We start from the raw sequence: 25,199 nt of genomic DNA, 5'->3' as shown, positions 1-25,199 counted from the left end.
CAGAAATGAGTGAAGCAACCGCAACCCTCAATGCCTCCAACCCCGGCCCGAAGGGCAAGAGAAGCTCGAGCTTCCTGAACGCTGGCGAGCGCCGCTTGCCCTGGTGGCACATGGTGCTCACGGGCGTCGTCGCCCTCGTACTCGTCTCGATCCTCCTGCTTGTCACGAACTCCTTCACCCTTCCGGCCGTCATCGTCCTGGGCTTCTTCGCCCACCTCGTGATTGGCTACATCTACTCGCGAGTGCGCGAGGGTGAGCGATGGGCGAAGGATCGCCTCATGACGCTCATTCTCATTGGCGCCTTCGCCACCGCGATGATCCCGCTCGTGTCCCTCCTGCTCGAGGTGCTCTCGAAAGGTGGGCCGCGCCTGCTCACGCCGGGCTTCCTCACGGGAGACATGCAGGGCTTCAATGGCGGCGCTGACGGCGGTGGCATTCTCCACGCCATCGTCGGAACGCTCATCATTACTCTCGGGGCGTCGATCATCTCGATCCCCATCGGCCTTCTGACCGCCATCTTCCTCGTGGAGTACGCCCAGACCGGGTGGCGGAAGACCCTCGGCAAAGGCATTACCTTCCTCGTCGACGTTATGACGGGTGTCCCGTCGATCGTCGCGGGCCTGTTCACGCTCGCGCTTTTCACGACGCTCACGGGCGAGGCCGGCCTGCGTATGGGTGCCATGGGTTCCGTTGCCCTGTCGGTTCTTATGATCCCGACCGTCGTTCGATCGAGCGAAGAAATGATTCGTCTCGTTCCCCTCGAACTGCGCGAAGCCGCCTACGCCCTCGGCGTACCGAAGTGGCTTACGATCGTTCGCGTCGTGCTCCGTACCGCGATCGCCGGTCTCGCCACTGGCGTTACCCTCGCTATCGCTCGTGTCATCGGCGAAACAGCGCCGCTCATGTTCACGATCGGCGTGGTCCAGATGCTGAACCCCAACCCGTTCAAGGACCGCATGATGGCGCTGCCCACCTACATCAACCAGCAGTACAGCTTCGGCCATGCTGTGTGCGGCAAGTCTGGCGAGAAGGTCCTCAACTACTTCACGCGTGAAGAATTCGCGTGTAATCCCGATATCAACTATCAGAGGGCGTGGGCTGCTGCGCTGACGCTCATCATTATCGTGATGGTGCTGAATATTTTCGCCCGCCTCGTTTCCCACTACTTCTCGCCGAAGACCGGCCGCTAAGCCCTCACAGGCTGATCTTTGAAAGGATCTCAGATGTCACAGAGCATTGACGTGAAGAACCTCAACGTCTATTACGGCGACTTCCTGGCCGTCGAGGACGTCAACGTCAAGATTGATTCCCGTAGCGTCACCGCCCTCATCGGCCCCTCCGGCTGCGGCAAGTCCACCTTCCTGCGCACCCTCAACCGCATGCACGAGGTCATTCCCGGTGCATACGCCGAGGGCGAGGTCAACATCGGTGGCGAGAACATTTACGGCCCCGGTATCGACCCCGTGAACGTTCGTCGCCGCGTCGGCATGGTCTTCCAGAAGGCGAACCCGTTCCCGACGATGTCGATCGCCGAGAACGTTCTCGCGGGCGCCAAGCTCAACAACAAGCGCCTCTCGAAGAGCGAGGCCGATCAGCTCGTTGAAGAGTCACTTCGCGGCGCGAACCTTTGGGAAGAGGTCAAGAACCGCCTCAACAAGCCCGGCGGTGGCCTCTCCGGTGGCCAGCAGCAGCGCCTGTGCATTGCCCGCACGATCGCCGTGAAGCCGGACATTGTTCTTATGGACGAGCCGTGCTCGGCGCTCGACCCGATCTCGACTCTCGCGGTCGAGGATCTCATTCATCAGCTCAAGTCTGAGTACACGATCGTCATCGTGACTCACAACATGCAGCAGGCCTCGCGTGTGTCCGACAAGACCGGCTTCTTCAACATTGCCGGCACAGGTACCCCGGGCAAGCTCATCGAGTTCGATGAAACGACCAAGATCTTCAACAACCCAGCGATGGAAGAAACCGAGCGTTACATCTCCGGTAAGTTCGGCTGATCGGCACGCCCCACATGGGGCGCCACTCGCAACGCAAGGCGCGGTGACGGGGTAACCCCGGGCCGCGCCTTTCGCCTACCCGGCGTATCGCGCCGAAAGTATGAGGGCTGATCCGTCTGGGGGCGGAATCGACGCGGCGCATCGTCGCGAAACATCCTCCCAGCGACAGGGATGAATGGTCCCGAGGGTCGATGCGTGAGCGCCCGCCTCCGCGAGAGCGTAGAGGCATGACAACACCACACAATATTCAGCCTTCCTCTACTGTCCAGCCAGCCGTCGGAACCGTCCCCGGCGCTCGCCCGATCGTCCTTTCTGCGCGCAACCTCGCGCTTGCCTATGACGCGCATACTCACGCCCTGAGAGGCGTGGATCTTGATATCTACTCTGGTCAAAGTCTCGCCATTATGGGGCCGTCGGGCTGCGGCAAGTCGACGCTGCTGCACTGCCTCGCAGGCATTCTCGCGCCGACGGGCGGCCGGGTTCTTTACGGCGAGCGCGATCTGCGCGACATGCGCGATGCTGCACGAACGAAACTGCGCCGCACCGATTTCGGTTTCGTGTTCCAGGATGGCCAGCTGCTCCCTGAACTGAGTGCCCTCGAGAACGTGATGCTCCCGCGGATGCTTGCGGGCGTCTCGCGGCGGAAGGCAAAGGGAATGGCGAAGCATTGGCTCGCCGCGCTTGGGCTTTCGGGGCTCGAGGAACGCCGGCCCGGTCAGCTCTCGGGCGGCCAGGCGCAGCGTGTCGCTATTGCCCGTGCCCTTGCGGGGGAGCCATCGGTTGTGTACGCCGATGAGCCCACCGGGGCGCTCGATCAGCAGACCGGCCAGGAGGTTCTCCATCTGCTCCTGCAGGCGACCGCTGATGCCGGTAGCGCGCTCGTGATGGTGACACACGACGAGGGCGTTGCGGCTGCGTGTGCGCGCACGATCGTGATGCGCGACGGCCAGATCGAACGGGAGGTTGCCCGATGAGCGCCCTGCTCATGCTTGTGCGGGGGAGACGATCTCTCGCGAACGCCCTCCCGGTGATCGCGTTCGCGGCGGCGACGGCGATCGTGTGCACGGTTCTTGCGGGCACGGGCGCTTTCTATGGGCGGCTGGGTCCGAGCGGTTTTGAAGCGACAGATCCATCGGCGTCGCCCGAAGCACAGATCACACCGCTGCTGGTGATCTGTGCGGTCTTCGCGTGCGTGCTGCTCGTCCCGAACGCGATCGCCCTCGGTGGGGCGGCGGCTCGACTGTCCCTCGCGCGCCGCGAAAAAGACTTGGCTGCGGTTCGGCTCGTTGGGGGCACGCGCGCGCAGGTGGCGGGGGTCGCGGTGTCCGACGTCGCCTGGCAGTCCGTCGTAGGTGCGGTGATCGGCGTAGCCTGTCACATTGCACTCGCGTGGCCGCTTTCGCATCTCGATTTCGGGATCCGGAAATTTACGGCTGCGGAGCTCATCTTGCCGTGGTGGGCTCTCGTTCTTACCCCTTGTGCTCTTGCACTGTTTGCCTCGGTCTCCGCGTCGATCACCCTCACGGGGGTTGCCTTGAGTCCCCTCGGAATTGCCCGAGGTGCGCACAAGATGCGCATGTCGGTCATGCGCCTTCTCGTATGGGTGTTGAGCATCATTGTGTTCTTCGCGGTGGCGCAATTCCTTCCCCGCATCCAGGGCGTGTCGCTCGGCGCTGTGATCGTGGCGGTGGTGTTGACCGTGGGAATAATGGTCTTCTCCGTGAATCTCGCTGGTCCGTTTATCGTGTGGGTCATCGCGCGCATCGTTGCGTCCCTCGCGCCGACACCGAGTCTCCTCGTGGGGGCGCGGCGTCTGTGCGCCGATCCGCGCGCGGGCTGGAGGGCGGTCTCGGGCGTGACGATTGCGCTTGTCGTTTCCGGCTTTGCCTCGATTGTGACTTCGCTGCCGAGCGTGGATGAGTCCTCGCGGCTCATGAACCAGGCGATCTTGACGGGTGCTGTGCTGACGGTGGGGATCGCGACGGTGCTCGCGGCTGTGAGTACCGGTGTCACCCACACCGCGCGAGTGATCGATCAGGCGTCGAGGTACCGCTCCCAGCACGTTGCTGGCGCGAGTATCAGCCAGCTGCACCGTGCACGAATCGCGGAGATTGCGATTCCCGTCGCGATCTCCCTCGCGGTCTCCGTGTTCATGGCGGCGCTCGTTCTTTTCTCGCTCATGGGCTCGGCAGCATCGGATCCTCTTGTCGCAGTGGGGTTCGTCGTGAGCGTCGTGGCCGCACTCGGGCTCGTGTCGGCGTCGGCCCTCGTGAGCTCCCCGCTCGTGGCCCGGGCGGCGCGCGCCCGCGTGCGCGCAGCCGGCTGAAACCTGCCGTGGGCGAAAATGAGCACCGGCACGTCGGAACTTCCCGAAGTGCCGGTGCTTGTGGTCAACACGGAGCGAATCCCTCTAGGCTGAACGCATGGATTTCGAAACCGTTGACCCGCTGAGCGTCCCCGAGGGCGCCCTCCTTTTCGACATACGTGAGCAGGATGAGTGGGACGCGGGGCACGCGCCAAGCGCTCGCCATCTCCCCGCGAGTAGCCTCGCCGCACATCTCGATGAGCTCTTTGTGGAGGATGACGAGGGAGGCGAGCGGGACATTTACCTCGTGTGCCGCTCGGGTGGGCGCTCCTCGCAGGTCGCTCAGTGGCTCGCCATGCAGGGAATCGAGGCGATCAATGTGGGCGGTGGAATGGATGCGTGGCTCATGCAGGGGCTGCCCGTTGTCACCGATGAGGGGGAACCCGGGCGCGTGCTTTAGCCCCGAGTGTTCCGAGGGCAGGCCTCCTCGAGGCGAACGTGACACAGTGGGGTTATGACGAATTCGAAGCCCCGCATCCTGATCACGGGCGCGACGCGCGGCATCGGCCGCGCAACCGCCTTCGCGCTCAAAGACTTCGCCCACCTCGTGCTCGTGGGCCGCGACGAAAAGGCGCTCGAAGCGCTCGTCGCCGAGCTACCGTCGGCCGAATATGTCCTGGCGGACCTTTCCGACTCGCAGAAGATTATCGACGGCATGCACGAGGCTCGCGAGAGCGGCGCCCTCGGAACAGGCAGCGGCGGGCTTGACGGCGCCGTGCTGAGCGCGGGCGTTCTCGCCGGCGACACGGTCGAAAACACCAAGCCGGGCGACTGGGAGTTCGCTCTCCACATGAACGTGACAGCGCAGGCCGTTCTCACCGCCCAGATCCTCCCGGAGCTTCGCGAGGCGCGCGGCACAATCGTGTTCGTGAACTCCGGCTCAGGCTTCACGTCGAAGCCCGGCAACGCCGTGTACTCCGCGACGAAGTTCGCCCTTCGTGCCCTTTCCGATTCGCTCCGCGAGGAGGAACGCGAGAGAGGTGTGCGCGTCGTATCGCTCCACCCGGGGCGCGTCGCGACCGACATGCAACGCGAACTGCGCGCCTACGAGGGTGGCGAATATGTGGAGAGCGACTACATGAAGCCCGAAACGATCGGCGAGGCCGTGCGCTACGCGCTCACGGCCCCGCCCGAGGCGAACGTCGACGTGCTCTCCATCCGCCCGCGCTAGTGGCTCATCTCGAAGTCATCCACGCTGAGTGTCGCGCGCCCCGCCTCGAGGCGCGCGACGGGCACGCGGAACGGTGAGCACGAGACGTAGTCGAGCCCGAGCCAGTTGAAGAAGTGAATCGAGCTCGGGTCTCCACCGTGCTCGCCGCACACGCCGACGTGGAGGTCCGGGTTGACGGCGCGGCCGCGTTCGGTGCCGATGCGTACGAGTTCACCGACGCCGAATTGGTCGATCGACTCGAACGGGCTCGTGAGGAGGATGCCGTGCTCCTTGTAGGTGAAGAAGAAGCCGGCCTCGACGTCGTCGCGTGAAAAGCCCCACGTGGTTTGCGTGAGATCGTTCGTGCCGAAACTGAAGAATTCGGCTTCTTCGGCGATCTCGTCGGCACGAAGGGCTGCGCGCGGCAGTTCGATCATCGAACCGATCACGGTGGTGAGCTTGAGGCCCGTTTCCTGCGTGACCGCGTCGCGAACGGCGAAAATTTCCTTCTTGATCTCACGCAGCTCACGCACGGAGCTTACGAGCGGGATCATGATCTCGACCTGCGGATTCAGTCCCTCGGCGCGGGCCTGTGCCTCGGCCTCGAGGATCGCGCGGGTCTGCATGCCGAAGAGGCCGGGGATAGAAAGCCCGAGCCGCACACCGCGAAGGCCGAGCATCGGGTTCTGCTCGTGCAGGCGCTTCACGGCCTCGAGCACTTTGATCTCGTGATCGTTGTGCTCGCCGCGCTCTTCAGCCTTCGCGATCCGCACCGAGAGTTCGGTGAGGTCGGGGAGGAACTCGTGCAGCGGCGGATCGAGGAGGCGCACGGTCATGGGCAGGCCGTCCATCTCGCGGATCATCTCGAGGAAGTCTCCGCGCTGGAGGGGCAGGAGCGCGGTGAGCGCTTCCTCGCGTTCCTCGGGGCTTGCGGCGAGGATGAGGTTCTCGACGAGCGTGCGGCGGTCGCCGAGGAACATGTGTTCGGTGCGCGTAAGCCCGATGCCCTGGGCCCCCATGCGGCGTGCCCGTGCGGCGTCCTCGGGGGTGTCGGCGTTGGCACGGACGAGGAGAGCGCGTTCGCGATCGGCGATGCGCATGAGCCGGTCGACGCTTGCCACGAGCTCTGCTTCTCCTTCGTCGAGGCTCTCGAGCGGCTTACCGGTAGCGCCTTCCAGGCTTGCACCGGATTCGAAGTAGGCGGCGACGGCACTCGGCTGCACGGGGACCTCTCCGAGGAATACTTCACCGCTTGTGCCATCAATCGACACGAGATCCCCGTCGCGCAGCACCACTTCACCATCGACGCGTACTTCGCGGGCGGCCTCATCGACGGTGAACGCCTCGACACCGCACACGCACGTGCGGCCGAGGCCGCGGGCAACGACGGCCGCGTGGGAGGTCTTCCCGCCGCGTGCCGTGAGCACGCCTTCGGCGGTGATCATGCCCGCGAGGTCGTCGGGGTTGGTCTCGCGGCGCACGAGGATCGACCGCGTGCCCTCTTTAGCGCGCGCGAGCACGTCCGCGGTGGTAAAGGCGACGTGACCGGTAGCGGCCCCCGGGGAGGCGTTCATGCCGCGGGCGAGGAGTACGCGCTCGGAATGAGAATCGAAGGCGGGGAACATGAGGCGCGAGAGTTGGTCACCGGTCACGCGCATGAGCGCCTCGTTCTCGGTGATCGCTCCCTCGTCGAGGAGGGCGGTGGCGATGCGGAACGCGGCAGCGGCGGTGCGCTTACCCACGCGGGTTTGAAGCATCCATAGCTTGCCCGATTCGACCGTGAACTCGATATCGCACAGGTCGCGATAGTGTCGCTCGAGCTTTTCCATGATGCCCACGAGCTCGCGATAGTTCTCGGGAAGCAGGTTCTCCATATCGGGAAGGCTCAGCGTGTTGCGAATGCCCGCAACGACGTCTTCGCCCTGAGCGTTGAGGAGGAAGTCGCCATACACGCCGCGAGCGCCCGTCGCGGGGTCGCGCGTGAAGGCGACACCGGTCGCGCTCTGGTCATCGAGGTTCCCGAAAACCATCGAACACACGTTGACGGCGGTGCCGAGGTCGTGGGGGATGCGCTCGGTGTTGCGGTACACGATCGCGCGCGGCGAATTCCACGAGTCGAACACCGCGTGGATACTCATGGTGAGCTGCGTGAACGGGTCCTGAGGGAAGGGCGAGCCGGATTCTTGCTCGATGATCTCTTTAAAACTCGCGACGACCCGCTCGAGGTCGCCTTCCGAAAGCTCGACATCGCTCGCGGCTCCCGCAGCCGACTTAGCGTCGTCGAGAACCGCCTCGAACAGTTCGGCATCGATATCGAGCACGGTACGCCCGAACATCTGCAGAAGGCGTCGGTACGAGTCGAGCGCGAATCGCCGTGAATGCGAGAGCTCCGCGAGCCCCTCGAGCGTCTCGTCGTTGAGGCCGACGTTCAGAACCGTCTCCATCATGCCGGGCATCGAGACCTTCGCGCCCGAGCGCACGCTCACGAGCAGGGGGTTCTTCGGATCGCCGAACGTGCGCCCGAGTTCCTTCTCGACACTCGCGAGTTCGCGTTTGACCTGGTCGGCAAGCACGCTCGGCTCATGGCCGTAGCGCATGTAGTACCGGCAGGCGTCGGTCGTGATCGTAAAGCCTGGTGGTACGGGAAGCCCAAGCTGGGTCATTTCGGCGAGATTCGCGCCTTTACCACCGAGCAGGTCGACCTGCTCGCGCGAGCCGGCGCTGAAAGGGTATACGTACTGATCACTCATAGCGGACCGTCCTCAAACACATCATTGTGGGGCTGGGGTGGCACCATTGTGCGCCCGGGTGAGCCAGAGCGCGAGGACTTTAGGGCGCGCGGAATCCGGTGGGCCGGAATTTTGGGTCCGACGGTTACCGGCAACCGTCGGACCCTTTACATCAGGCGTTTGACGGCCGTGAGCACCTCGGTGAGTTTGGCGTCGATGACGGCGGGGGAGCCGTCGGCGGCCGCATCGCGCACGCAGTGGCGTACGTGGTCCTCGACGAGCTCGAGCGAAACCGACTCAAGGGCGCGCTTGACGGCACTGACTTGCGTGAGGACGTCGATGCAGTACGTGTCGTCCTCAAGCATGCGCTGGAGTCCCCGCACCTGCCCCTCGATGCGCCTCAGGCGGCGTACGTAGGCGTCCTTGTCGGCGTGATAGCCAGGCGTGGTCCCGTGCGGGGTCGAGCAGCAGTCGTTCATGCGCAGATCAGCCCTCGAGGTAGTCGACAAGCGAGGAGGCGAGCCCCACGTAGGTCGCGGGGGTAAGAGCGAGGAGTCGCTCGCGCTCCTTCTCGGGCAGGCCGAGCGACGTGATGAACTCTCGCATCGCGTCGCCGTCGACGCGCTTGCCGCGCGTGAGTTCCTTGAGGCGTTCATACGGTGAATCCATACCCTCGACCCCCTGAATGCCGAGGGTACGCATGACGGATTGGACGGCTTCCCCGAGGACCTCCCAGTTGGCGTCAAGATCGCGTGCCATCTGCTCGGCGTCGGTATCGAGGCCGGCGAGCCCGCGCTTGAGGTTAGAGATCGCAAGGAGCGAGTGCCCGAAGGCGGGCGCGATGTTGCGCTGCGTTGTCGAATCAGTGAGGTCGCGCTGAAGGCGCGAGGTCACGAGGGTCTGGGCGAGGACGTCGAAGAGCGCCCCCGAGATCTCGAGATTGGCTTCGGCGTTTTCGAAACGGATCGGGTTCACCTTGTGCGGCATGGTGGAGCTTCCCGTGCCGCCCTGGGCGCTCAGGCGCTGGCGGAAGTAGCCGAGCGAGATGTAAGTCCACATGTCGGTCGCGAGGTTGTGCAGGATCCGGCCCGCACGCGCGACATCAGAATAGATCTCTGCTTGCCAGTCGTGGCTCTCGATTTGGGTCGTGAGCGGGTTCCACGTGAGGCCGAGGTGCTCCACGAAGCTCTTCGCGATCGCGGGCCAGTCGGTGTCGGGTACGGAGATGACGTGGGCGGCCCACGTGCCGGTCGCACCGTTGATCTTTCCGAGGATCTCGTCGCCCCTCAGACGCGCGATCTGGCGCTCGAGGCGGTAGGCAAACACGGCGAGTTCCTTGCCGAGGGTCGTGGGGGTCGCCGCTTGGCCGTGGGTGCGGCTCAGCATGGGGATGTCGGCGCATTCGCGTGCAAGCTGTGCGATGTCGGCCGTCAGGTCCGTGAGCGCGGGCAGCCACACGTCGTGAAGGGCGCCCTTGACCATGAGGGCGTAGGAGAGGTTGTTGATGTCTTCGCTCGTGCAGTAAATGTGCACGATTTCGGCGAGGGGCTCGAGGCTCGTGCCCGCGAGGCGGCGTTTGATGTAGTACTCGACGGCCTTGACGTCGTGCACGGTTTCACGTTCGATCTCGGCGTGCTCGGCGATGCCCTCGGCGCCGAAGTCCTCGGGAATTCGGCGAAGGAGCGCGCGCTCGTCGTCCGTGAGCGCGCGAAGGCCGGGAATCGCACCCTGGTCGAGGAGGTGGATCATCCATTCGGTCTCAACGACGATGCGGGTCCGGTTGAGGGCTGCTTCGCTGAGGTGGTCCACGAGCGGGGCGACCTGGGCGCGGTAGCGTCCATCGAGTGGGGTGAGCGGGAGGGCGGGGTCAATGTCACTAAGGCGCATGCTGCCATTTTGGCACGGACCGCGCGTGAGTGCCCCCGGCACGTACCATTCGTGCATGGCCGAAAACATTCACGTGCGCGCAACCCTCGAGTCAATTCCCTCGTACGTTCCGGGCAAACCGGCGCCGGCGGACGCCTTTAAGGTGAGCTCAAACGAATCGCCTTTCGCGCCTCTCGCGCAGATCCGCGAGGCGCTCGAGAGGGAGCTCGCCGGTCTCAACCGCTATCCCGATATGTCCGCGACCCGGCTTCGCGAGGCCCTCGCTGCCCTCCACGGTGTCGTGCCGGCCCAGATCCACGTCTCAACGGGTGCCTCGGCCGTCCTCGGCGACCTCGTGCGAGCGCTCGCCGACCAGGGGGATGAGGTGGTCTTCCCGTGGCGTAGCTTCGAGGCCTACCCGATCCTCGTCCAATCTCATGGCGCGAAAGCCGTCCCGGTCCCTCTCAACGCGCGCTACGAGCACGATCTTGAGGCGATGGCCTCGTGCGTCACCTCGCGCACGCGCCTGATCCTGTTGTGCTCGCCGAATAATCCGACGGGAACGGTGCTCGGAACTGCCGAGCTCGAGGCGTTTCTCGAGTCCGTACCCGATACCGTCACGGTCGCGCTCGATGAGGCCTACATCGAGTTCGCGGATCCTGACGTGCGCGCGGACTCGGCGAGCCTTTTCGAGCGCTTCGCAAACCTCGTGCGCGTGCGCACGTTTTCGAAGGTTCACGGCATCGCGGGACTCAGGCTCGGCTACGCGATCGCCCACCCGCGGCTCGCGGGTGCGCTGAATAAGGTCGCGATTCCATTCGGCGCCTCGAGCCTCGCGCAGGTAGCGGCGTGTGCGGCACTCGAGGAGCCCGCGTGCAGCGAACTCGAGCGGCGAGTCTCGTGGATCCGTGCGGAGCGCGCGCGAGTCGAGAGTGCGCTCGCGGGCCTCGAGCGTGGCTGCGCGTACGTGCCTTCGCACGGCAACTTCGTGTACCTCCCGCTTGGACAGCGCACGGGCGAGTTCGTGGAGTTTGCGCTTGAGCGCGGCCTCGTGGTGCGTGGCTATGGGTCCGACGGTTGCCGGATCACAATTGCGGAGGAAGCCGCGAACTCGCGCCTAATCGATGTCGTGAAGGAGTGGGGGACCAGACAGGCTGAAACCTACGCCACCGTAGGTTAGGCTTGGGACCGTGAGTGTTTTCCAGACAGCGATACCGACCCCCGCCTCGAGTGAACCGACGCTCCAGCTTCTTTCGCCCGATGGCACGCGCACGCCACACGATGAGCTCGATGCCGCGCTCGCGCACCTCGACTTCGACGACCTGCGCGGTTTTTACCGTGACATGGTGATCGTTCGCGCCGCTGACCACGAGGCAACCTCCCTCCAGCGCCAGGGGCAGCTCGGCCTGTGGGCGAGCGCCGTGGGCCAGGAGGCCGCGCAAATCGGTGCTGGGCACGCGGCCCGTGCGCACGACTACCTCGTCCCGACCTATCGCGAACACGGCGTCGCGTGGGCACGCGGGATCGAGCCGTGGAAGCTTCTCGAGGTATGGCGCGGAATCAACCATTGCGGCTGGGACCCGCGCGAGCTCATGACCCACCCGTACATGATCGTGCTCGGCGCTCAAGCCCCCCAGGCTGTTGGCTATGCCATGGGTATTACACGTGACGGCGCATGCGGCACGGGCGACCCGGAGGTCGACACCGCGGTTCTCGCGCTCTTCGGCGATGGCGCGAGCTCCGAGGGCGAGGTGTCCGAGGCTTTCACGTGGGCCGCGAGCTTCGAGGCGCCGATCGTGTTTCTCACGCAAAACAACCAGTGGGCGATCTCGACCGCAACGAGCGTACAAACGCGCGTACCGCTCGCGCAGCGCAGCCGCGGCTGGGGCATTCCCTCGGTTCGCGTGGATGGCAACGACGTGCTCGCGAGCTACGCCGTGAGCCGCCTTGCGCTCGATGCCGCGCGTGGAGGGCAGGGGCCACACTTCATCGAAGCTCTCACTTACCGTATGAACGCGCACACGACGAGCGATGAGCCGCGCATCTACCGCGGCGAAGACGAGGAGAAGCAGTGGGCTGCGCTCGATCCGATCGCGCGGTTTGAGGCGTACTTGCGGCGCGAGGACCAGCTCGACGACGCATTCGTGTCGCGCTGCGAGGAAGAGGGGCACGATCTGTCGATGAGCCTTCATCACCACATCCACGCGCTCGAGGATCCGGATCCGGTCCAGATTTTCGATCACGTGTACGTTGACGAGCATCCTCTCGTGGCAGAAGAGCGCGCCGAGTACATTCGCTATATCGAACAGTTCGAAGAGGAGGGCGAGGGCAAGTGAGCGTCGAAAAGCTTCCGATCGCCCGAGCGATCAACCTGGGGATCCGCGATGCGATGCGTGCGGACGACAAGGTCATGCTCATGGGCGAGGACGTTGCTCGTCTCGGCGGCGTGTTCCGCGTGACGCAGGGGCTGCTCGACGAATTCGGTGCACTGCGTGTCGTGGACACGCCGCTCGGCGAGGCCGGAATCGTCGGCACTGCGGTCGGACTCGCCTATCGCGGCTACCGGCCAATCTGCGAGATCCAGTTCGACGGTTTCGTCTTTCCCGCCTACAACCAGATCACAACTCAGCTTGCGAAGACTCACTACCGCACCGAGGGGCGCGTGCGCATGCCCGTCGTTGTCCGCATTCCCTACGGAGGGGGCATCGGTGCGGTTGAGCACCATTCGGAGAGCCCCGAGGCGCTCTTTGCTCACACCGCTGGCCTGCGAATCCTTACCCCGTCGAACGCGAATGACGCCTACTGGCTGACGCGCCAGGCGATCGAATCCGACGATCCCGTCATCATGTTCGAACCCAAGCGCCGCTACTGGGTCAAGGGCGAGGTCGACACCGACAACCGCCCCGCCCTCAAGCACTACGAGGCGAATGTCGTGCGTGAGGGTGCGGATCTTACGCTCGTGTCGTGGGGTCCGACGGTTCCCGTGGCTCTCGAGGCTGCCCAGGCGGCAGAAGAGGATGGCCTGTCGCTCGAAGTGATCGACCTGCGAAGCCTCAACCCGATCGATTTCGACTGCATTCAGCGCTCCGTGACGAAGACGGGCCGGCTCGTCATCGTGCACGAGGCGCCCGTGTTTGGCGGCCTCGGAGGAGAAATCGCGGCGCGCATGACCGAACGCTGCTTCTATCACCTGGAGGCGCCCGTGATGCGCGTGGGCGGATACCACACGCCGTACCCGCCGGCGCGCATGGAGCACGCCTACCTCCCCGACCTCGAGCGCGTGCTCGACGCCGTTGACCGTTGCCTCGATTACTGATTCACCGAGCACTGATTCACCCCGAAAGGTTCCCTCATGAGCAGCATCACCCAGATTTGCCTCACCGACCCCGGCGAGGGCCTCACCGAGGCTGAGATCATCGAGATCAAGGTCAAGGAGGGGGACCGGGTCGAGATCAACGACCCGGTCGTGACGGTCGAGACGGCCAAGAGCGCGGTCGAGCTTCCCTCGCACGTCGCAGGCATCGTCGCCAAGGTGCACGTGAAGGAAGGCGACGAGCTCAACGTGGGCGAGCCCATGTTTGATATTGAGATCGATCCGGAGGCTGGGCAGGCGTCGGAACCCGACGCTCCCGAAAAGGCCGATGCTTCCGAAAAGCCCGAGGAGACCGAACCGAAAACCCTGGTGGGCTACGGCGCGCGCGAGACGCCCACACCGCGTCGCAAGAAGCGTGCGATCGCGCAGAGCGGTGCGGAACCGCAGGTCCCGATCGATCGCATCCTCGCGAAGCCACCCGTTCGCAAGCTCGCGAAGGATCTTGGCGTTGCCCTCCACGACGTGCTCGCGACTGGGCGCGGCGGAGTTGTGACTCGCCAGGACGTGATCGCGGCTTCCCAGCGCTCGCTCGACGGCGCCCCCGAGCAGGCGGGCAGCTACTTCCCGAGCGAGGAGAAGCAGGCGCCCGACAACCTCGCCGGCCACATGAAGACCCCGAAGAGCCAACCGTTCCCCGGCGTGACGAGCGACGAGGAGACGACGCGCGTCCCGATCCGCAGCGTGCGTAAGCGCACCGCGGAGGCGATGGTGAGCTCGGCGTTCACGGCCCCCCACGTCACGGTGTTTAACGAGGTCGATATGACCGAGACCCTCGAGCTTCTCGACACGCTCAAGAAGAGCCGCGAGTGGAAAGACGTCAAGATCTCCCCGCTCGTCGTGCTGGCGAAGGCGCTGCTCGTGGCGATCCGCCGCAATCCCGAGGTGAACGCGTCGTGGGACGAGGACAACCAAGAGATTGTCTATAAGCACTTCGTCAACCTCGGTATTGCCGCGGCAACCCCGCGCGGCCTCATCGTGCCGAACATCAAGGATGCGCATCTGCTCACGCTGCGCGAGCTAGCGGTGAGCATCAACGATCTCGCCCAGACGGCACGCGCGGGCCAGACGCCGCTTTCGGCAACTCGCAACGGCACGATTACGATCACGAACTTTGGCGTGTTTGGCATTGATTCGGGCACCCCGATTCTCAATCCCGGCGAATCCGTCATCCTCGGCTTCGGTGCGATCAAAGACAAGCCGTGGGTCGTCGATGGCGAGATTGTCCCGCGCAAGGTGTGTTCGCTGGCCTTGAGCTTCGACCATCGCCTGATCGATGGCGCGCTCGGCTCCGAGCTTCTTCGCGACGTTTCTGCGGTTCTCGAAAACCCGAGCCTCGGGCTTGTTTGGGGCTGACGTACGCTAGAGCGGTGATGGACGACCAAGAAAGGCGCGAACGCCTCCGCCGCGAAGACCCGCTCATGCGCACGGCCGAGTTTTCGGCCGTCACGAGCTCTGAGACGACCGCGATTCGCGCCGTGCGCGTGCCGCCCAAAGCCCTTCCTTTCCGCAGGGGATTGTGGTGGGTGGCACTCGGCGGCGCTATCGGCGCGGTTATACGTTACGCCCTCGCCGTCATCCTCCCCACGACGACGACGCTCACGCTCGTTGATCTCCCGTGGGGAACACTCGCTGCCAACATCCTCGGTTGCCTGATCCTCGGGGCGCTCACCGGGTACTGGGATGAGAACCCTCCGAAATACGCGCAGCTCCAGCTCGTGCTCGGCACGGGCTTTTGCGGTGGATTCACGACGATGAGTACGTTCACGGGGGAGATTGCCGCGATCATTGGAGCGGGCTTTCCCCTCGAGGCCTTCAAGTACGTGACCGCGAGCGTCCTCGTGTGTGTGCTTGCGGTCGTGGGTGGGTTGCTTGCCGGCGCTCGCGTGGGCGCGATGAGTGCACGCGAGCATATCGAAAGGGGTGAGGAGTCATGATGACCGCGTTGATCGTCGCGTTCGGTGCCGCCGTCGGCTCCGTCGTGCGGTACGGACTCACGTTCATCCCGGCCCTCACGCGCCCCTCGGGTCCCGATCAGGAACCTTCTCCCATCCCGTGGCCGACGTTCGTCGCGAACGTCATCGCCTCATTTCTTCTCGCGATTGTGTTGCGCCGCCTCGGTGGCAGCACCGACTTCGTGTCCGCGAGCTTTGCGGCGCTCTTCGGCACGGGCTTTTGCGGGGCACTCTCGACCATGTCGACCTTCATGCTCGAAGTTGTGAAGCTCGTGCGGTCGCGTGCGACGGTGACCGCCCTTGGCTACTATGCGCTCAGCCTCGGGTCGGCGCTCGCGGCGTTCTGGCTCGGCATCGTGGTGACCGCGTGAGCCGTGCGCACTCGCGCGCGGTGCTCGCCGCGCTCATTATCGCTCTCGTCGCCCTCGCGGGCGGCACAGCTCTAGCGCTGGCCGGTGCCCGCTACGCGGCGGGCGACGCAGAGATTCTCCTCGTCAACGCTGGCCGCGCGACCGAGGCCCTGCTTCCCGTAAGCGCAGCTCTTGCCGCGGTCGCGGGTGCGCTCACGCTCGGCGGGTCGATTCTTGCGGGGTGGCTGCTCGATACTTCGCCGGACAGTGGTGCGTGGTCGGCTCGCGCACGAGCGCGCGCCATGACAATCGCATTCACGAGCGCTATCGTGTGGACGCTCCTGCTCGTTGTGCAGTTCATTCTCGCGTACTCGCTCTCGTCTGGGCAGCCGCTCTTTTCCGCACATTTCGGCTCCGACATCGGCGTGTTTGCCGCGAGCGACCTCGGAGTCTGGAGCATGACCGCGATCGTCGCTGCGGCCCTCGCAAGCGCGGTCGGGGTCTCGGGGACAAGCGCGCGCACGGCGCGCGCAACGACGCTCACGGCCCTCGGGGCGATCGTCGCCAAGGGGATGACGGGGCACGCCGCGGGAAGTGTGAGCCACGAGAGCGCGACGAGTTCCATGTTCTTCCACCTTTTGGCGTTTTCGGCCTGGGTGGGGCCGCTACTCGTGCTCCAGTTTCTTCCCGCCCTTGAGCCGGGAGACGAGCCTGCAATGCGCCGCACGATCGGGCGCTTCTCCTCGCTCGCCCTCGTCGCGTGGATCGCCCTCGCGGTCTCTGGACTCCTCGCGATCCTCGCGCGCCTGAGCGCCATCAGTGAACTCCTCACCCATCCATACGGCCAGCTGGGCCTTGCCAAGGCGCTGTTGCTCCTCGCGCTCGGTGCGTGCGGTTATGCTCAGCGCCGCGTCCTCGCCCGGCGCACCACGCTCGGCCGCTCCGGCTTCCGCGAACTGGCGCTCTTTGAAATTCTCCTCATGGGTGCGGCGATTGGGTTGGCCGCGGCGATGTCGAGCGCGCCACCACCCGCACAAAACATTCCGCCGCCCGCCACCCCCGCGGGGATCCTCACGACCTATGCGCTCCCGCCCGATCCGCGCAGCCTTGCAGTGCTTGCGCAGGTGAGGCCCGATATTTTTGCGATAGGCGCCTCGATCCTCGCGCTCACGTGGCTTTTCATGCGCGGCATTGCCTGCGGAGTAAGCGCCACTGAGCGTCGCTGGCGGATCCTTGCGCTCGTCTTCTACCCGCTCCTCGCCTCGAGCGCACTTGCGGTCTATTCCCGCGTGCTGTTCAGCGCGCACCTCGCGCTCGCGCTTGCGCTTGCGATACTGCCCGGAAGCGCTCTTGGAATGGGGGTGGACGATGCCGCGCTCGCGAAGGTTCGGGGTGTGCTCAGCAAGCGTCGGGCCCTCGCGTTTGCCCTTTCGCTGGTGCCAGCGCTCACCCTCGCGTGCGCCTACCTCATCCCGGCGCTCATGCGGCGGCTTCTCGAATCCCACCCGGCGAACCTCGGGCTTGATCTCGCGATGATCGCGTGCGGCGCCCTGCTCGTCGTACTTGTACGCGCAGGGCAGAGGTGGGCCTTTGGAACCGGACTCGCGGGGATTGTCCTTGTTCTCGCCGTCATGGCACTCACGCCGTACGCGATCGCACCGAGCTGGTTTGGCGCGACCGGCCGCACGTGGCTCGCCGATACGCTCCGCGACCAGCATTGCGGCGCGAGCGTCGCCGGAGTCATCATCGTGCTCTACGGCGCCGCGGTTTTCGCCGCTTTAGCCCTTACTTCTCGAAAATCGCGCGCGCGGTCGACAGGCGCGCCAGCAGGCGTTCGCGGTCGGTGAGCGGGAGACGAATCGGCTGATCCTCGGGCAGTGAGTCGAGTGCGTTCTGCTCGGCCCACGGCGAAAGCTCCGCGATGCGCGTCGAACGGGTGGCGGTGCGCACGCGCGAGGCAACCCCTGAGAATGCGCCGCGAAGCCCCTTTTCGCTCGAGCGGGGAGCGGTGCGGCGCACGTCGGCGTCGGCGCGAGACTTGAGCTTTTCAAAGCGTGCGAGAGCGGGTGAGGCCGCGCCGGTCTCGATTTCCTCGAGGAATTCCTTCGTGGCATAGGCCGCGATGTCGGCCTGTTGCGTGAGGATCGGTGTGATGCCGCCAAGCACGCGCACCTGGCCAAGGACGGCGAGGTCGCGGCGCGAACGCGGGAAGGCGCCAAGGAAAAGGTCGCTCGTGTATTCGGGATCGAGGTAGTCGGCTCCAGGCTCGTAACCGGTCGCGAACACGATCAGCTCGAAGCGGTCAAACGGCAAGTGAGCCGGGTCCTGAAGGATTTCGATACGGCGGTCGTTGACGAGTGTGAGGAACGAATCCGACACGATCGGTTCATCCTCCATGACCGAGACCTCGGGCTTGGGAAGCCCCACGTTTTCGGGGCGGCCGATCGCGCGCTCGATGAGCGTTTCGGCGACCGTGTCATTAAAGGCTCGGCCGAGGAAGGTCGGCTCGAGGCGGGCAAGGGAATCGCCCGCGAACGGACCCCACGTGCGCGGAACGACCCAGTGCGCTTCGGTGGGATGAAGGGCCACGCGACGGTTCGCCTTCGCGAGCTCGACGGCGATGTCGGCCGCTTCTTGACCGCCACCGATCACGAGTACGTTCTTTTCAGTGGTGTCGTCGCCGCCCAGGAAGTTCTTCGAGTGGATTGTGCGAACGCCGGACTCGCGAGCCTCGTGCCACAGCGGCGGCAGGAAGGGGCGCTGCGAAACCCCGTGGGCCGCGATGATCGCCGTGTACGGGCGCACCTCGCCCGAGGAGAAATCTACTTCCCACTCGCCCTCGCCGAACGAGCGGATGCTGCGCACAGCTTTGTTGGGTTCAAACCGTTCCGTGAGGCCGTGATGGGAGGCGTAGGCGCGAAGGTAGGTCGCGTATTCGTCGGTCGAGGGGAACGAGGGGAAGCTGACGGGCATGCGAAGATCCTCGAACTGCGTATGCGACTTCGAGGTGGCAAGCTTCATGTTCGGCCAGGTCGGGGCGTCCTCGTTAGCGATGTTCCACACGCCACCCACGTGGTTTTGCGCATCCACAAGGTCGAAATCCACCCCGAGGGAAGAGAGGGCGGCAGCGGCCGCGAGACCCGAGGGGCCGGCTCCGATCACGAGAACGGATCCGCGTGTGAGTGCAGTCATGGCGGGGGTTTGCCTTCCAAGGACGACGCAAGATTAACGTTCCACATGTTAGGGCGCTCGCGTGCAAAAAAGCTGTGATGGGAACGGTCTCCTTTCAGGGCCGCTGCGTATGGTGGGGGCACTATGAGCGACTATCAAGAGCCTCTCTCGCCCGGTCTCGCACCCTTCCGTGAAACCTTCGGCACGTTCACCCCCGAAGCGATTGTTTTTGACTGCGATGGCGTTCTCCTCAACACGCAAAGCCTGTGGGAAGAAACCCAGGTCGAATACCTCGAGGCCCGGTCCCTCGCGATGGAGGAGGCGCGTCGTCGTTGGCTCGTGGGCCGTGACGTGATCGACGTCGTCGTCGCGATCGCGGAGCTCACGGGGGAGAAGCCCGAAGACGTTGGCGAAAGTCTCAAGCGGAGCTACTTTGCAAAGCTTGCCGAAGACATCCCCGTGCTTCCGGGCGCAGCGGAACTGCTGAAGGCCGCGAGTTCGCGGATCCCCGTTGCCGTGGCATCTAACAGCAACCGCGCCCCGCTCCTGAGCGAACTTGCCGACGTCGGCCTCCTGCCGTATGTCGATCACGTCGTCTCCCTCGACGACGTTGCAAACCCCAAGCCCGCCCCCGACATCTACGTGCGCGCGTGCGAACTGCTCGGCGTCGCCCCCGAGCGAGCCCTCGCGATTGAGGATTCGGAAACGGGCGCGCAGGCCGCCGCAGCCGCCGGATGCCGACTCATCGTTGCCCCTACGATTCCCGGGCAGCGACCCGAAGGCGAGCTTGAGATCGCTGCGATCGGCGACCCGGGGCTGCGCGAATGGGTAGCGACGTGGCCCGACCGCCGCGGTGGTTATTCGCCCGTGTACAACGCGCTCGGTCTCGTGCGCCACGAGATTCCCGACGCGATCGTCACCGACTGCGACGGCCTCCTCCTCGACACCGAGGCGCTATGGACCGAGACGCAGCTCAAGGTCTTGTACGACGCGGGCGTGACGCCAACCGAAGAGGACCTCGGCGCGCTCATGGGCACGACCCTCGAACAGACCGCCGAAATTCTCGGCGACATGACGGACCAGGATCCGGCTCGCGTCGAGCAGATCGTGACCGACGACTTCCAGTCGCGACTCGGAGTCAATGTGCCGACCATGCCGGGCGCACGCGAATTCCTCGAACTTGCCGCGACCAAGGTGCCGATCGCGGTCGCCTCGAACTCGTGGCACGAGATTCTCGAGAAGAAACTCACGGCCGCTGGGCTCCTCGGGTATTTTGAGAGCCTTCAAAGCTCGAGTACCGTCGGAAACCCCAAGCCCGCCCCGGACATGTACGAGGCTGGCGCGAAAGCCCTCGGGTGTGAGCCCTCGCGGTGCCTCGCCTTCGAGGATTCCCCCCTTGGGGCGCGCGCGGCGAAAGCGGCGGGTATGACCCTCATTGGGATTCCCTCGACGGGGCAACCGATCGACGTCGCCGACGTAACGCTCTCCTCGTTGAGCGATCCCGACCTCCTCGCGTGGGTGAAGAGCTGGCCGAACCGAAAGCAGGACTGACATGACGAGCGAGAACTTTCGCGAAAATGCACGCCCCCACGCGTCCGAGTTGCTCGGCCGTTCCTGGCTTAACACCGGTGGGGTCGAGCTAAGCCTCGAGGATCTTCGCGGCAAGATCGTGGTCCTCGATTTTTGGACGTTCTGTTGCGTGAACTGTCTGCACGTGCTCGACGAGCTGCGACCGCTCGAGGAGAAGTGGTCCCAAGAGATTGTCGTGATCGGTGTGCACTCGCCGAAATTCTCGTTCGAGCGCGACCACGACGCCCTCGTCGCCAACATCGAACGCTACGGCGTCGAACATCCCGTTCTCGACGACCCCGACCTACGCACGTGGAGCGAGTACGGCGCGAAGGCCTGGCCGACCCTCATGGTCCTCGACACGCACGGGCGCATCGCCGCGTCGATGTCGGGCGAAGGCCACGCGGCGAATCTCGACTCGACCATCGCGCGGCTCGTGAGCGAGGGGGAGTCCGACGGCACCCTCGTGCGCGGCGATGCCCCTATTGTTCTCGAGCAGTCCGGACTCCACACACTGCGTTTCCCCTCGAAAGGCGGGCTTTTGCCCGACGGTCGCATCGTCGTGAGCGACGCGGGGCAAAACCGTATCGTCGTGTTCGAAGCCGACGGCGTGAGCGTCGATGAGGTGATCGGCACGGGTGTGCGCGGCTGGGCCGACGGTGACGCGGCCGAGGCGCAGTTCTCGCAGCCGAACGGCATCGCGGTTCTTCCACCCGAAGTTGCCGACCAGGTGGGCTACGACCTCGTGATTGCCGATACCGGCAATCACCGCCTGCGCGGTGTGCAGCTCGGCAGGCGTCGGCTCCTGCGCCCCCGGATCGAAAGCCACGTGTTCACCCTCGCCGGGAACGGCGAGCAGTGGATGCAGGGGCAGAGCCTTCCCACGGGGGTTGGCACTCCGATCCAGTTCGCCCTCTCGACACCGTGGGATGTCGAATGGGACGACGTATCCGGGCAGATCATCATCGCGATGGCGGGAATCCACCAGATGTGGACCTACCGGCCGGCGGCGCTCAACGACGACGGCGAGTTCGTTGACGAAGGCGCGCTCGCGGTTCTCGCGGGAACGACCCAGGAGGGCCTCGTAGACGGCGCTCTCGTGCGCTCGTGGTGGGCGCAGCCCTCGGGTGTCACGGTCGACGCCAACGGGACCGTGTTCGTTGCCGACGCCGAAACGAGTGCGGTGCGCGTGATTGCCGCGGATCGCAGCGAGGTCACGACTCTCGTGGGAGAGGGCCTCTTCGATTTTGGTCACGTCGACGGTCCTCTCGACAAGGCCCGCCTGCAGCACCCCCTCGGCATTACGGTCCTTGCCGATGGCCGCCTCGCGGTCGCCGATACCTATAACGGCGCGGTGCGGATCATCGACCCGATTCACGACTCGGTCGTCACCGTTGCGACCGGACTTTCGGAGCCGAGCGACCTCATCGTCGTCGACCCGATCGATGGGCTCGCGCAGCTCATCGTCGTTGAATCCGGCGCGCACAAGCTCACGTGGGTGTCCATTTCGCCCGCTGCCGAGCAGATCATCGACGAGGGCCCGCAGCAGACCGAACGCCCCGCGACCGCGGTCTCGAACGCCGGCCCACTCACGGTCACCGTCGCGTTTACGCCGCCCGAGGGGCACAAGCTCGACGACTCCTTCGGCCCGGCAGTCCAGGTGAGCGTCTCGACGACGCCACCGGCGATGCTCGTGAGCGGAGGCGGGACCTCGAGCGAACTCGAGCGCGAGATTGAGCTCGACCCGAACTACAGCGAAGGCGTCATTCACGTCAGTGCGCGCGCTGCCTCGTGCGACGCCGACCCGAGCGTAGAGTTCCCCGCGTGCCACATGCACCAGCAAGACTGGGGCGTGCCGATCACGCTGACCGAGGAGGGCACGCGCGCGCTCGTCCTCTCGCTTCTCGCATGAGCGCCTTCGCCTTGGGGGCCGACACCGCATGGATGCTCGTTGCGGCCGGGGTCCTCTCGCTCGTAGCCCTCGCCCACCCGTGGTTATGGATCGCGCGCGGTAGAGCCGGCGTCGATGATCGCGCGCCGCGGATCGGCACGCTCGTGACGGCCGCATCGCATTCGGCCCTGTGGGGCGGGTTCGGCGCGGGAATCCTCGTGGCCCTTGCGCCCGGCGATGCCGGTGATCGGGTGTTGCGCGGCGGTTCCGTTTTCTTCGGCAGCATCCTCGCGGTCGCCGTGGCGGCCCTCGGGGCGCTGCTCGTCGCACGGGCGAATGTCGATGGCCCCGATCCGGACGCCACTGATGAACCGCGAAAGCCACGCCTTTCTGCGGCGAGAGCTCTGCCCGGGAGCGTGCGTGGAATCGGCGTGGGCGCCGCAACGCTCATGCTCATTGCCCTCATCGTGGTGAAGCATGCCGATGCGGGGCCGCTCCTCCTCCTTGTCGCGCTCGGCCTCGCGATCGGTGGGGCGTCGCTGCGCTCGGGCGTGGCGCTCTCCTCACTGGGGGAGACCGGTGCACGGATTGACGTTGGCACGCTTGAGCAGTCCCGAGACCGGGACGATCTCCCACTCGAGCCCCTGTCACCGCCGCTCGCGCGCGGTCCGCTGCGCGCGGTCGATTCCGCTGCGCTCGCGGCTCTCCTCGCGGGCGCCGTCATGACGCTCGGTGCGCCCATCGTGGGACTCGCCGGTCTCGTTTCCGCCATTGTGCTGGCGTGCGGTGCGCTCGTCGCCCTGATTGGCTCTGCGTTTGTGCCCGCCGGATCGACGCGCTCCTCGCGCTTCGTGAGCGCCGGGCTCACGGGGATCATTCCGCTCGCTCTCGTCGGCTCTGTGCTCTCCCTGTGGCTGCCCACTCGCTACGCGAATCTCCGCATGGCCGAAGTGGGGCTCGGAAACTTCAACGACCCCTTGCTCGTGTCGCTCTTCGTCGACTCGGATACCCAGCAGGCACCCGCGTCCGTCGCGCGCGACGAGGTCGAACCTCTGATCGAGAAAATCGCTGCGCAGTTCTCCGGCTTCTACGCAAACGTGGGCGACGCCCCCGAAGCGCAAAGCGTTGCCGACACGATCATGCTGCACGCGATCAACCCCTCGTTCGTGACGGGCCTCGCGCTCGTCATTGGAGGCGCACTCGCCCTCCTTGCGGGCCTTGCGATCGTGTGGCCGCACGTGCGAACCGAGACCGCCATGGGAGCAGGCCCTTCCCGCGGGATAGTTGCCGCTCGCTTTGGGCGCATCAGCCCGTCGTCGGTGGGTCTCGGCTCCAGTCGCGCACTCGCGCTGCTCGCCATTGCCGCTTTGCTCGGTATCGCAGCGGCGTGGGGCCTCGCGACTGCCGCCGCCGGCATTGCCTACCTCGGCTACTACCTTCTCGCGCTCGCCGCGGCAGGAGCCGCGGCTGTGTGGGGCGGCTTCTCGGCGATCGCGGGCGCCGGGTATTCTCGCGAAACCGCCGTTTCGGTGCGCGACGGTGACGCCACGGAGCAGTCCTCTCACGAGGCGCTCGCGGGCTCTCTTCTCGCGCTGCTCTCGAGTGCGGCTGCCCTCCCGCTCGTGGCACCGATTGCGGGAGCGATGCGCGCGGCGCCGCAGCAGGGTGTGCTGTGGGCCGACAGGCAGCTACGCGTGTTGAGCGTTGATTCGCCAACGGTCGTTCTTGGTTTCGCGTTCGGTGTTGTGGCCGTTCTGGCCGTGGTCGCGTTCATCGCGACGCCCACGCGCGCTGTTCTTGCCAATGCCGTGACCGAGGCGCGCATTGCGCTCGCCGAACAGTCGAGCGCTCGAGGTTCATCCGACGGCCCCGATGATTGTGGCGACGAGGTGCTCTTTGAGGGGCTCGAGAGCGCGCTTCGGCGCACGTCAGCGATCGTGGTGATGTGTGCGTTGCTCGCTCCGGCCGTATGTGGCTTCGGGATCGGAGCGGCATCGCTGCCCGCCTTCGCCGTCGGTGTTGTGGTGGCTTCCGGTGTAGTTGCGGCGGCTGCGCACATGCGCGTCGCCTCAAGTGAAGCGGCCCTCGCGCGGGTTGAGTCAGGGGGGGCCGGTGGCACCGCGTCGCTTGCCTACTCGTCTGTGCTCACCGAAGTATCGGAGGCCCGGGCTCGGGTGGCGCTCACGTCTTCGCTTGCCGGCGCGTCTGGCTTCGGTGCCATCGCGGTGCTCATGACGCTCGCGGCCGCTCCCGCAGTCGTCTCCCTCACGGGGGATGAGGCCACGCATCCTCTCGTGCGGGTCATCATCGTGGTTGCCGCGCTCATGGTGCTGGTCGTGCCGATCGTGCTTTCGCGAGGGCTCGAGCAGGTCGACCTCGCCGACAATCTGCGAGATGCGACTGATCGGGATGACCAGGATTCCCGCGCCTCGACCACGGTGCGCGAGAAGACCTCGAGTGCGCAGGCACAGTCGAAGAAACGGGCGGCGCAATCCAAGCGAAACTCGGATGCCCGCGAGGAAAATCGGCCCGAATCCAACGATCTTGTCGACGACATTTTCGGCGAGTCTGAAGTCTCGAAGAAGAAGCGTGGGCGCAAAAGGAAGTAGGGATAAAGGGCGGTTTCCAGCGTAAGTCCCACCTCGACGTTCTTGTTGAGGCGCGAGCGTCGACGTGAGCTTCCCGTGCTCCAAAAGTACCGGTGCTGGGTGCTCAAGAGATCTTTCCTCTCAAGCGCCCAGCACCGGTTTTCCTCACTGTGATGAGCTCAATGTTGTGAG

At 65.4% G+C, this 25,199-nt stretch carries 20 protein-coding genes; 16 read left to right on the top strand and 4 right to left on the bottom strand.

Features of this window, described 5'->3' with window-relative positions; all coding sequences use genetic code 11:
- Window positions 1-5 precede the first annotated feature (5 nt).
- The 6 genes from pstA to HMPREF3176_RS07005 all read left to right on the top strand — a co-directional run bounded on the left by pstA (window position 6) and on the right by HMPREF3176_RS07005 (window position 5,539).
- Complete coding sequence (gene pstA / locus HMPREF3176_RS07030; protein ID WP_016663255.1) at window positions 6-1,190, top strand: phosphate ABC transporter permease PstA; 1,185 nt, start codon at window positions 6-8, stop codon at window positions 1,188-1,190.
- Between the two features lie 33 nt (window positions 1,191-1,223).
- Window positions 1,224-2,003 (top strand): phosphate ABC transporter ATP-binding protein PstB, encoded by a 780-nt coding sequence (pstB, locus tag HMPREF3176_RS07025; protein ID WP_016663254.1) that lies wholly within the window; start codon window positions 1,224-1,226, stop codon window positions 2,001-2,003.
- A 227-nt stretch (window positions 2,004-2,230) separates the two neighbouring features.
- Entirely contained in the window at window positions 2,231-2,977 is a 747-nt protein-coding gene (locus HMPREF3176_RS07020) for an ABC transporter ATP-binding protein (RefSeq protein ID WP_070459142.1), read from the top strand.
- Window positions 2,974-4,329, top strand: coding sequence for an FtsX-like permease family protein (locus HMPREF3176_RS07015; RefSeq protein WP_070459140.1), 1,356 nt, complete (start codon window positions 2,974-2,976; stop codon window positions 4,327-4,329). Before HMPREF3176_RS07020 ends, HMPREF3176_RS07015 begins: the two co-directional genes overlap by 4 nt.
- Before the next feature lie 97 nt (window positions 4,330-4,426).
- Entirely contained in the window at window positions 4,427-4,768 is a 342-nt protein-coding gene (locus HMPREF3176_RS07010) for a rhodanese-like domain-containing protein (protein WP_070459138.1), read from the top strand.
- A 54-nt stretch (window positions 4,769-4,822) separates the two neighbouring features.
- Complete coding sequence (locus tag HMPREF3176_RS07005) at window positions 4,823-5,539, top strand: SDR family oxidoreductase (protein WP_070459136.1); 717 nt, start codon at window positions 4,823-4,825, stop codon at window positions 5,537-5,539.
- Here the strand turns inward: HMPREF3176_RS07005 and ppdK are convergent.
- The 3 genes from ppdK to purB form a co-directional block, all read right to left on the bottom strand.
- Window positions 5,536-8,268 (bottom strand): pyruvate, phosphate dikinase, encoded by a 2,733-nt coding sequence (gene ppdK / locus HMPREF3176_RS07000; RefSeq protein ID WP_070459135.1) that lies wholly within the window; start codon window positions 8,266-8,268, stop codon window positions 5,536-5,538. The genes HMPREF3176_RS07005 and ppdK overlap by 4 nt on opposite strands.
- Before the next feature lie 146 nt (window positions 8,269-8,414).
- Window positions 8,415-8,756, bottom strand: coding sequence for a metal-sensitive transcriptional regulator (locus HMPREF3176_RS06995; RefSeq protein ID WP_246816547.1), 342 nt, complete (start codon window positions 8,754-8,756; stop codon window positions 8,415-8,417).
- The gene (purB, locus tag HMPREF3176_RS06990) at window positions 8,734-10,134 is read right to left on the bottom strand and encodes an adenylosuccinate lyase (RefSeq protein ID WP_016663247.1); all 1,401 of its coding nucleotides are present in this window, start codon (window positions 10,132-10,134) and stop codon (window positions 8,734-8,736) included. The genes HMPREF3176_RS06995 and purB overlap by 23 nt, the downstream gene beginning before the upstream one ends.
- A gap of 55 nt (window positions 10,135-10,189) precedes the next feature.
- On the opposite strand from purB, the gene HMPREF3176_RS06985 reads away from it, so the two are divergent.
- The 7 genes from HMPREF3176_RS06985 to HMPREF3176_RS06955 are packed head-to-tail and all read left to right on the top strand — an operon-like array spanning window position 10,190 to window position 17,635.
- Entirely contained in the window at window positions 10,190-11,293 is a 1,104-nt protein-coding gene (locus HMPREF3176_RS06985) for a histidinol-phosphate transaminase (RefSeq protein WP_040386364.1), read from the top strand.
- A gap of 10 nt (window positions 11,294-11,303) precedes the next feature.
- Complete coding sequence (locus HMPREF3176_RS06980; RefSeq protein WP_070459133.1) at window positions 11,304-12,449, top strand: thiamine pyrophosphate-dependent enzyme; 1,146 nt, start codon at window positions 11,304-11,306, stop codon at window positions 12,447-12,449.
- Window positions 12,446-13,429 carry an alpha-ketoacid dehydrogenase subunit beta gene (locus HMPREF3176_RS06975; protein WP_070459131.1) on the top strand — a complete coding sequence of 328 codons (984 nt, stop codon included), beginning with the start codon at window positions 12,446-12,448 and terminating at the stop codon, window positions 13,427-13,429. The genes HMPREF3176_RS06980 and HMPREF3176_RS06975 overlap by 4 nt, the downstream gene beginning before the upstream one ends.
- Before the next feature lie 36 nt (window positions 13,430-13,465).
- The gene (locus HMPREF3176_RS06970; RefSeq protein ID WP_070459130.1) at window positions 13,466-14,839 is read left to right on the top strand and encodes a dihydrolipoamide acetyltransferase family protein; all 1,374 of its coding nucleotides are present in this window, start codon (window positions 13,466-13,468) and stop codon (window positions 14,837-14,839) included.
- A 17-nt stretch (window positions 14,840-14,856) separates the two neighbouring features.
- Window positions 14,857-15,420 (top strand): fluoride efflux transporter CrcB, encoded by a 564-nt coding sequence (crcB, locus tag HMPREF3176_RS06965; RefSeq protein ID WP_052126711.1) that lies wholly within the window; start codon window positions 14,857-14,859, stop codon window positions 15,418-15,420.
- Window positions 15,417-15,809: a fluoride efflux transporter FluC gene (locus HMPREF3176_RS06960; RefSeq protein WP_081976377.1), complete on the top strand. Its 393-nt coding sequence runs from the start codon at window positions 15,417-15,419 to the stop codon at window positions 15,807-15,809. The genes crcB and HMPREF3176_RS06960 overlap by 4 nt, the downstream gene beginning before the upstream one ends.
- Window positions 15,806-17,635: a copper resistance D family protein gene (locus tag HMPREF3176_RS06955; RefSeq protein WP_070459128.1), complete on the top strand. Its 1,830-nt coding sequence runs from the start codon at window positions 15,806-15,808 to the stop codon at window positions 17,633-17,635. The genes HMPREF3176_RS06960 and HMPREF3176_RS06955 overlap by 4 nt, the downstream gene beginning before the upstream one ends.
- On the opposite strand, the gene HMPREF3176_RS06950 is transcribed toward HMPREF3176_RS06955, so the two are convergent.
- Window positions 17,574-18,980, bottom strand: coding sequence for an NAD(P)-binding domain-containing protein (locus HMPREF3176_RS06950; RefSeq protein WP_070459126.1), 1,407 nt, complete (start codon window positions 18,978-18,980; stop codon window positions 17,574-17,576). The genes HMPREF3176_RS06955 and HMPREF3176_RS06950 overlap by 62 nt on opposite strands.
- A gap of 123 nt (window positions 18,981-19,103) precedes the next feature.
- On the opposite strand from HMPREF3176_RS06950, the gene HMPREF3176_RS06945 reads away from it, so the two are divergent.
- From HMPREF3176_RS06945 to HMPREF3176_RS06935, 3 genes are read left to right on the top strand one after another with little or no spacing between them, the layout of a single operon-like run.
- Window positions 19,104-20,510, top strand: coding sequence for an HAD family hydrolase (locus HMPREF3176_RS06945; RefSeq protein ID WP_070459124.1), 1,407 nt, complete (start codon window positions 19,104-19,106; stop codon window positions 20,508-20,510).
- Between the two features lies 1 nt (window position 20,511).
- A complete protein-coding gene (locus HMPREF3176_RS06940; RefSeq protein WP_070459122.1) occupies window positions 20,512-22,440 on the top strand; it encodes a thioredoxin-like domain-containing protein in 1,929 nt (642 codons plus the stop codon).
- Window positions 22,437-25,028 (top strand): hypothetical protein, encoded by a 2,592-nt coding sequence (locus HMPREF3176_RS06935; RefSeq protein ID WP_070459120.1) that lies wholly within the window; start codon window positions 22,437-22,439, stop codon window positions 25,026-25,028. The genes HMPREF3176_RS06940 and HMPREF3176_RS06935 overlap by 4 nt, the downstream gene beginning before the upstream one ends.
- Window positions 25,029-25,199 lie beyond the last annotated feature (171 nt).

This window comes from Dermabacter sp. HMSC08H10, from assembly GCF_001807585.1.
GTDB lineage: Bacteria > Actinomycetota > Actinomycetes > Actinomycetales > Dermabacteraceae > Dermabacter > Dermabacter hominis.
Note: the sequence above shows the minus strand (reverse complement) of the source record. Positions and strands in the feature narration are given on the sequence as shown.

What these genes read in the sequence shown, in the direction of transcription:
- pstA (WP_016663255.1), top strand. Translation starts at nt 6, where the DNA reads ATGAGTGAAGCAACCGCAACCCTCAATGCCTCCAACCCCGGCCCGAAG.
- pstB (WP_016663254.1), top strand. Translation starts at nt 1,224, where the DNA reads ATGTCACAGAGCATTGACGTGAAGAACCTCAACGTCTATTACGGCGAC.
- HMPREF3176_RS07020 (WP_070459142.1), top strand. Translation starts at nt 2,231, where the DNA reads ATGACAACACCACACAATATTCAGCCTTCCTCTACTGTCCAGCCAGCC.
- HMPREF3176_RS07015 (WP_070459140.1), top strand. Translation starts at nt 2,974, where the DNA reads ATGAGCGCCCTGCTCATGCTTGTGCGGGGGAGACGATCTCTCGCGAAC.
- HMPREF3176_RS07010 (WP_070459138.1), top strand. Translation starts at nt 4,427, where the DNA reads ATGGATTTCGAAACCGTTGACCCGCTGAGCGTCCCCGAGGGCGCCCTC.
- HMPREF3176_RS07005 (WP_070459136.1), top strand. Translation starts at nt 4,823, where the DNA reads ATGACGAATTCGAAGCCCCGCATCCTGATCACGGGCGCGACGCGCGGC.
- ppdK (WP_070459135.1), bottom strand. Translation starts at nt 8,268, where the DNA reads ATGAGTGATCAGTACGTATACCCTTTCAGCGCCGGCTCGCGCGAGCAG.
- purB (WP_016663247.1), bottom strand. Translation starts at nt 10,134, where the DNA reads ATGCGCCTTAGTGACATTGACCCCGCCCTCCCGCTCACCCCACTCGAT.
- HMPREF3176_RS06985 (WP_040386364.1), top strand. Translation starts at nt 10,190, where the DNA reads ATGGCCGAAAACATTCACGTGCGCGCAACCCTCGAGTCAATTCCCTCG.
- HMPREF3176_RS06970 (WP_070459130.1), top strand. Translation starts at nt 13,466, where the DNA reads ATGAGCAGCATCACCCAGATTTGCCTCACCGACCCCGGCGAGGGCCTC.
- crcB (WP_052126711.1), top strand. Translation starts at nt 14,857, where the DNA reads ATGGACGACCAAGAAAGGCGCGAACGCCTCCGCCGCGAAGACCCGCTC.
- HMPREF3176_RS06960 (WP_081976377.1), top strand. Translation starts at nt 15,417, where the DNA reads ATGATGACCGCGTTGATCGTCGCGTTCGGTGCCGCCGTCGGCTCCGTC.
- HMPREF3176_RS06950 (WP_070459126.1), bottom strand. Translation starts at nt 18,980, where the DNA reads ATGACTGCACTCACACGCGGATCCGTTCTCGTGATCGGAGCCGGCCCC.
- HMPREF3176_RS06945 (WP_070459124.1), top strand. Translation starts at nt 19,104, where the DNA reads ATGAGCGACTATCAAGAGCCTCTCTCGCCCGGTCTCGCACCCTTCCGT.
- HMPREF3176_RS06940 (WP_070459122.1), top strand. Translation starts at nt 20,512, where the DNA reads ATGACGAGCGAGAACTTTCGCGAAAATGCACGCCCCCACGCGTCCGAG.
- HMPREF3176_RS06935 (WP_070459120.1), top strand. Translation starts at nt 22,437, where the DNA reads ATGAGCGCCTTCGCCTTGGGGGCCGACACCGCATGGATGCTCGTTGCG.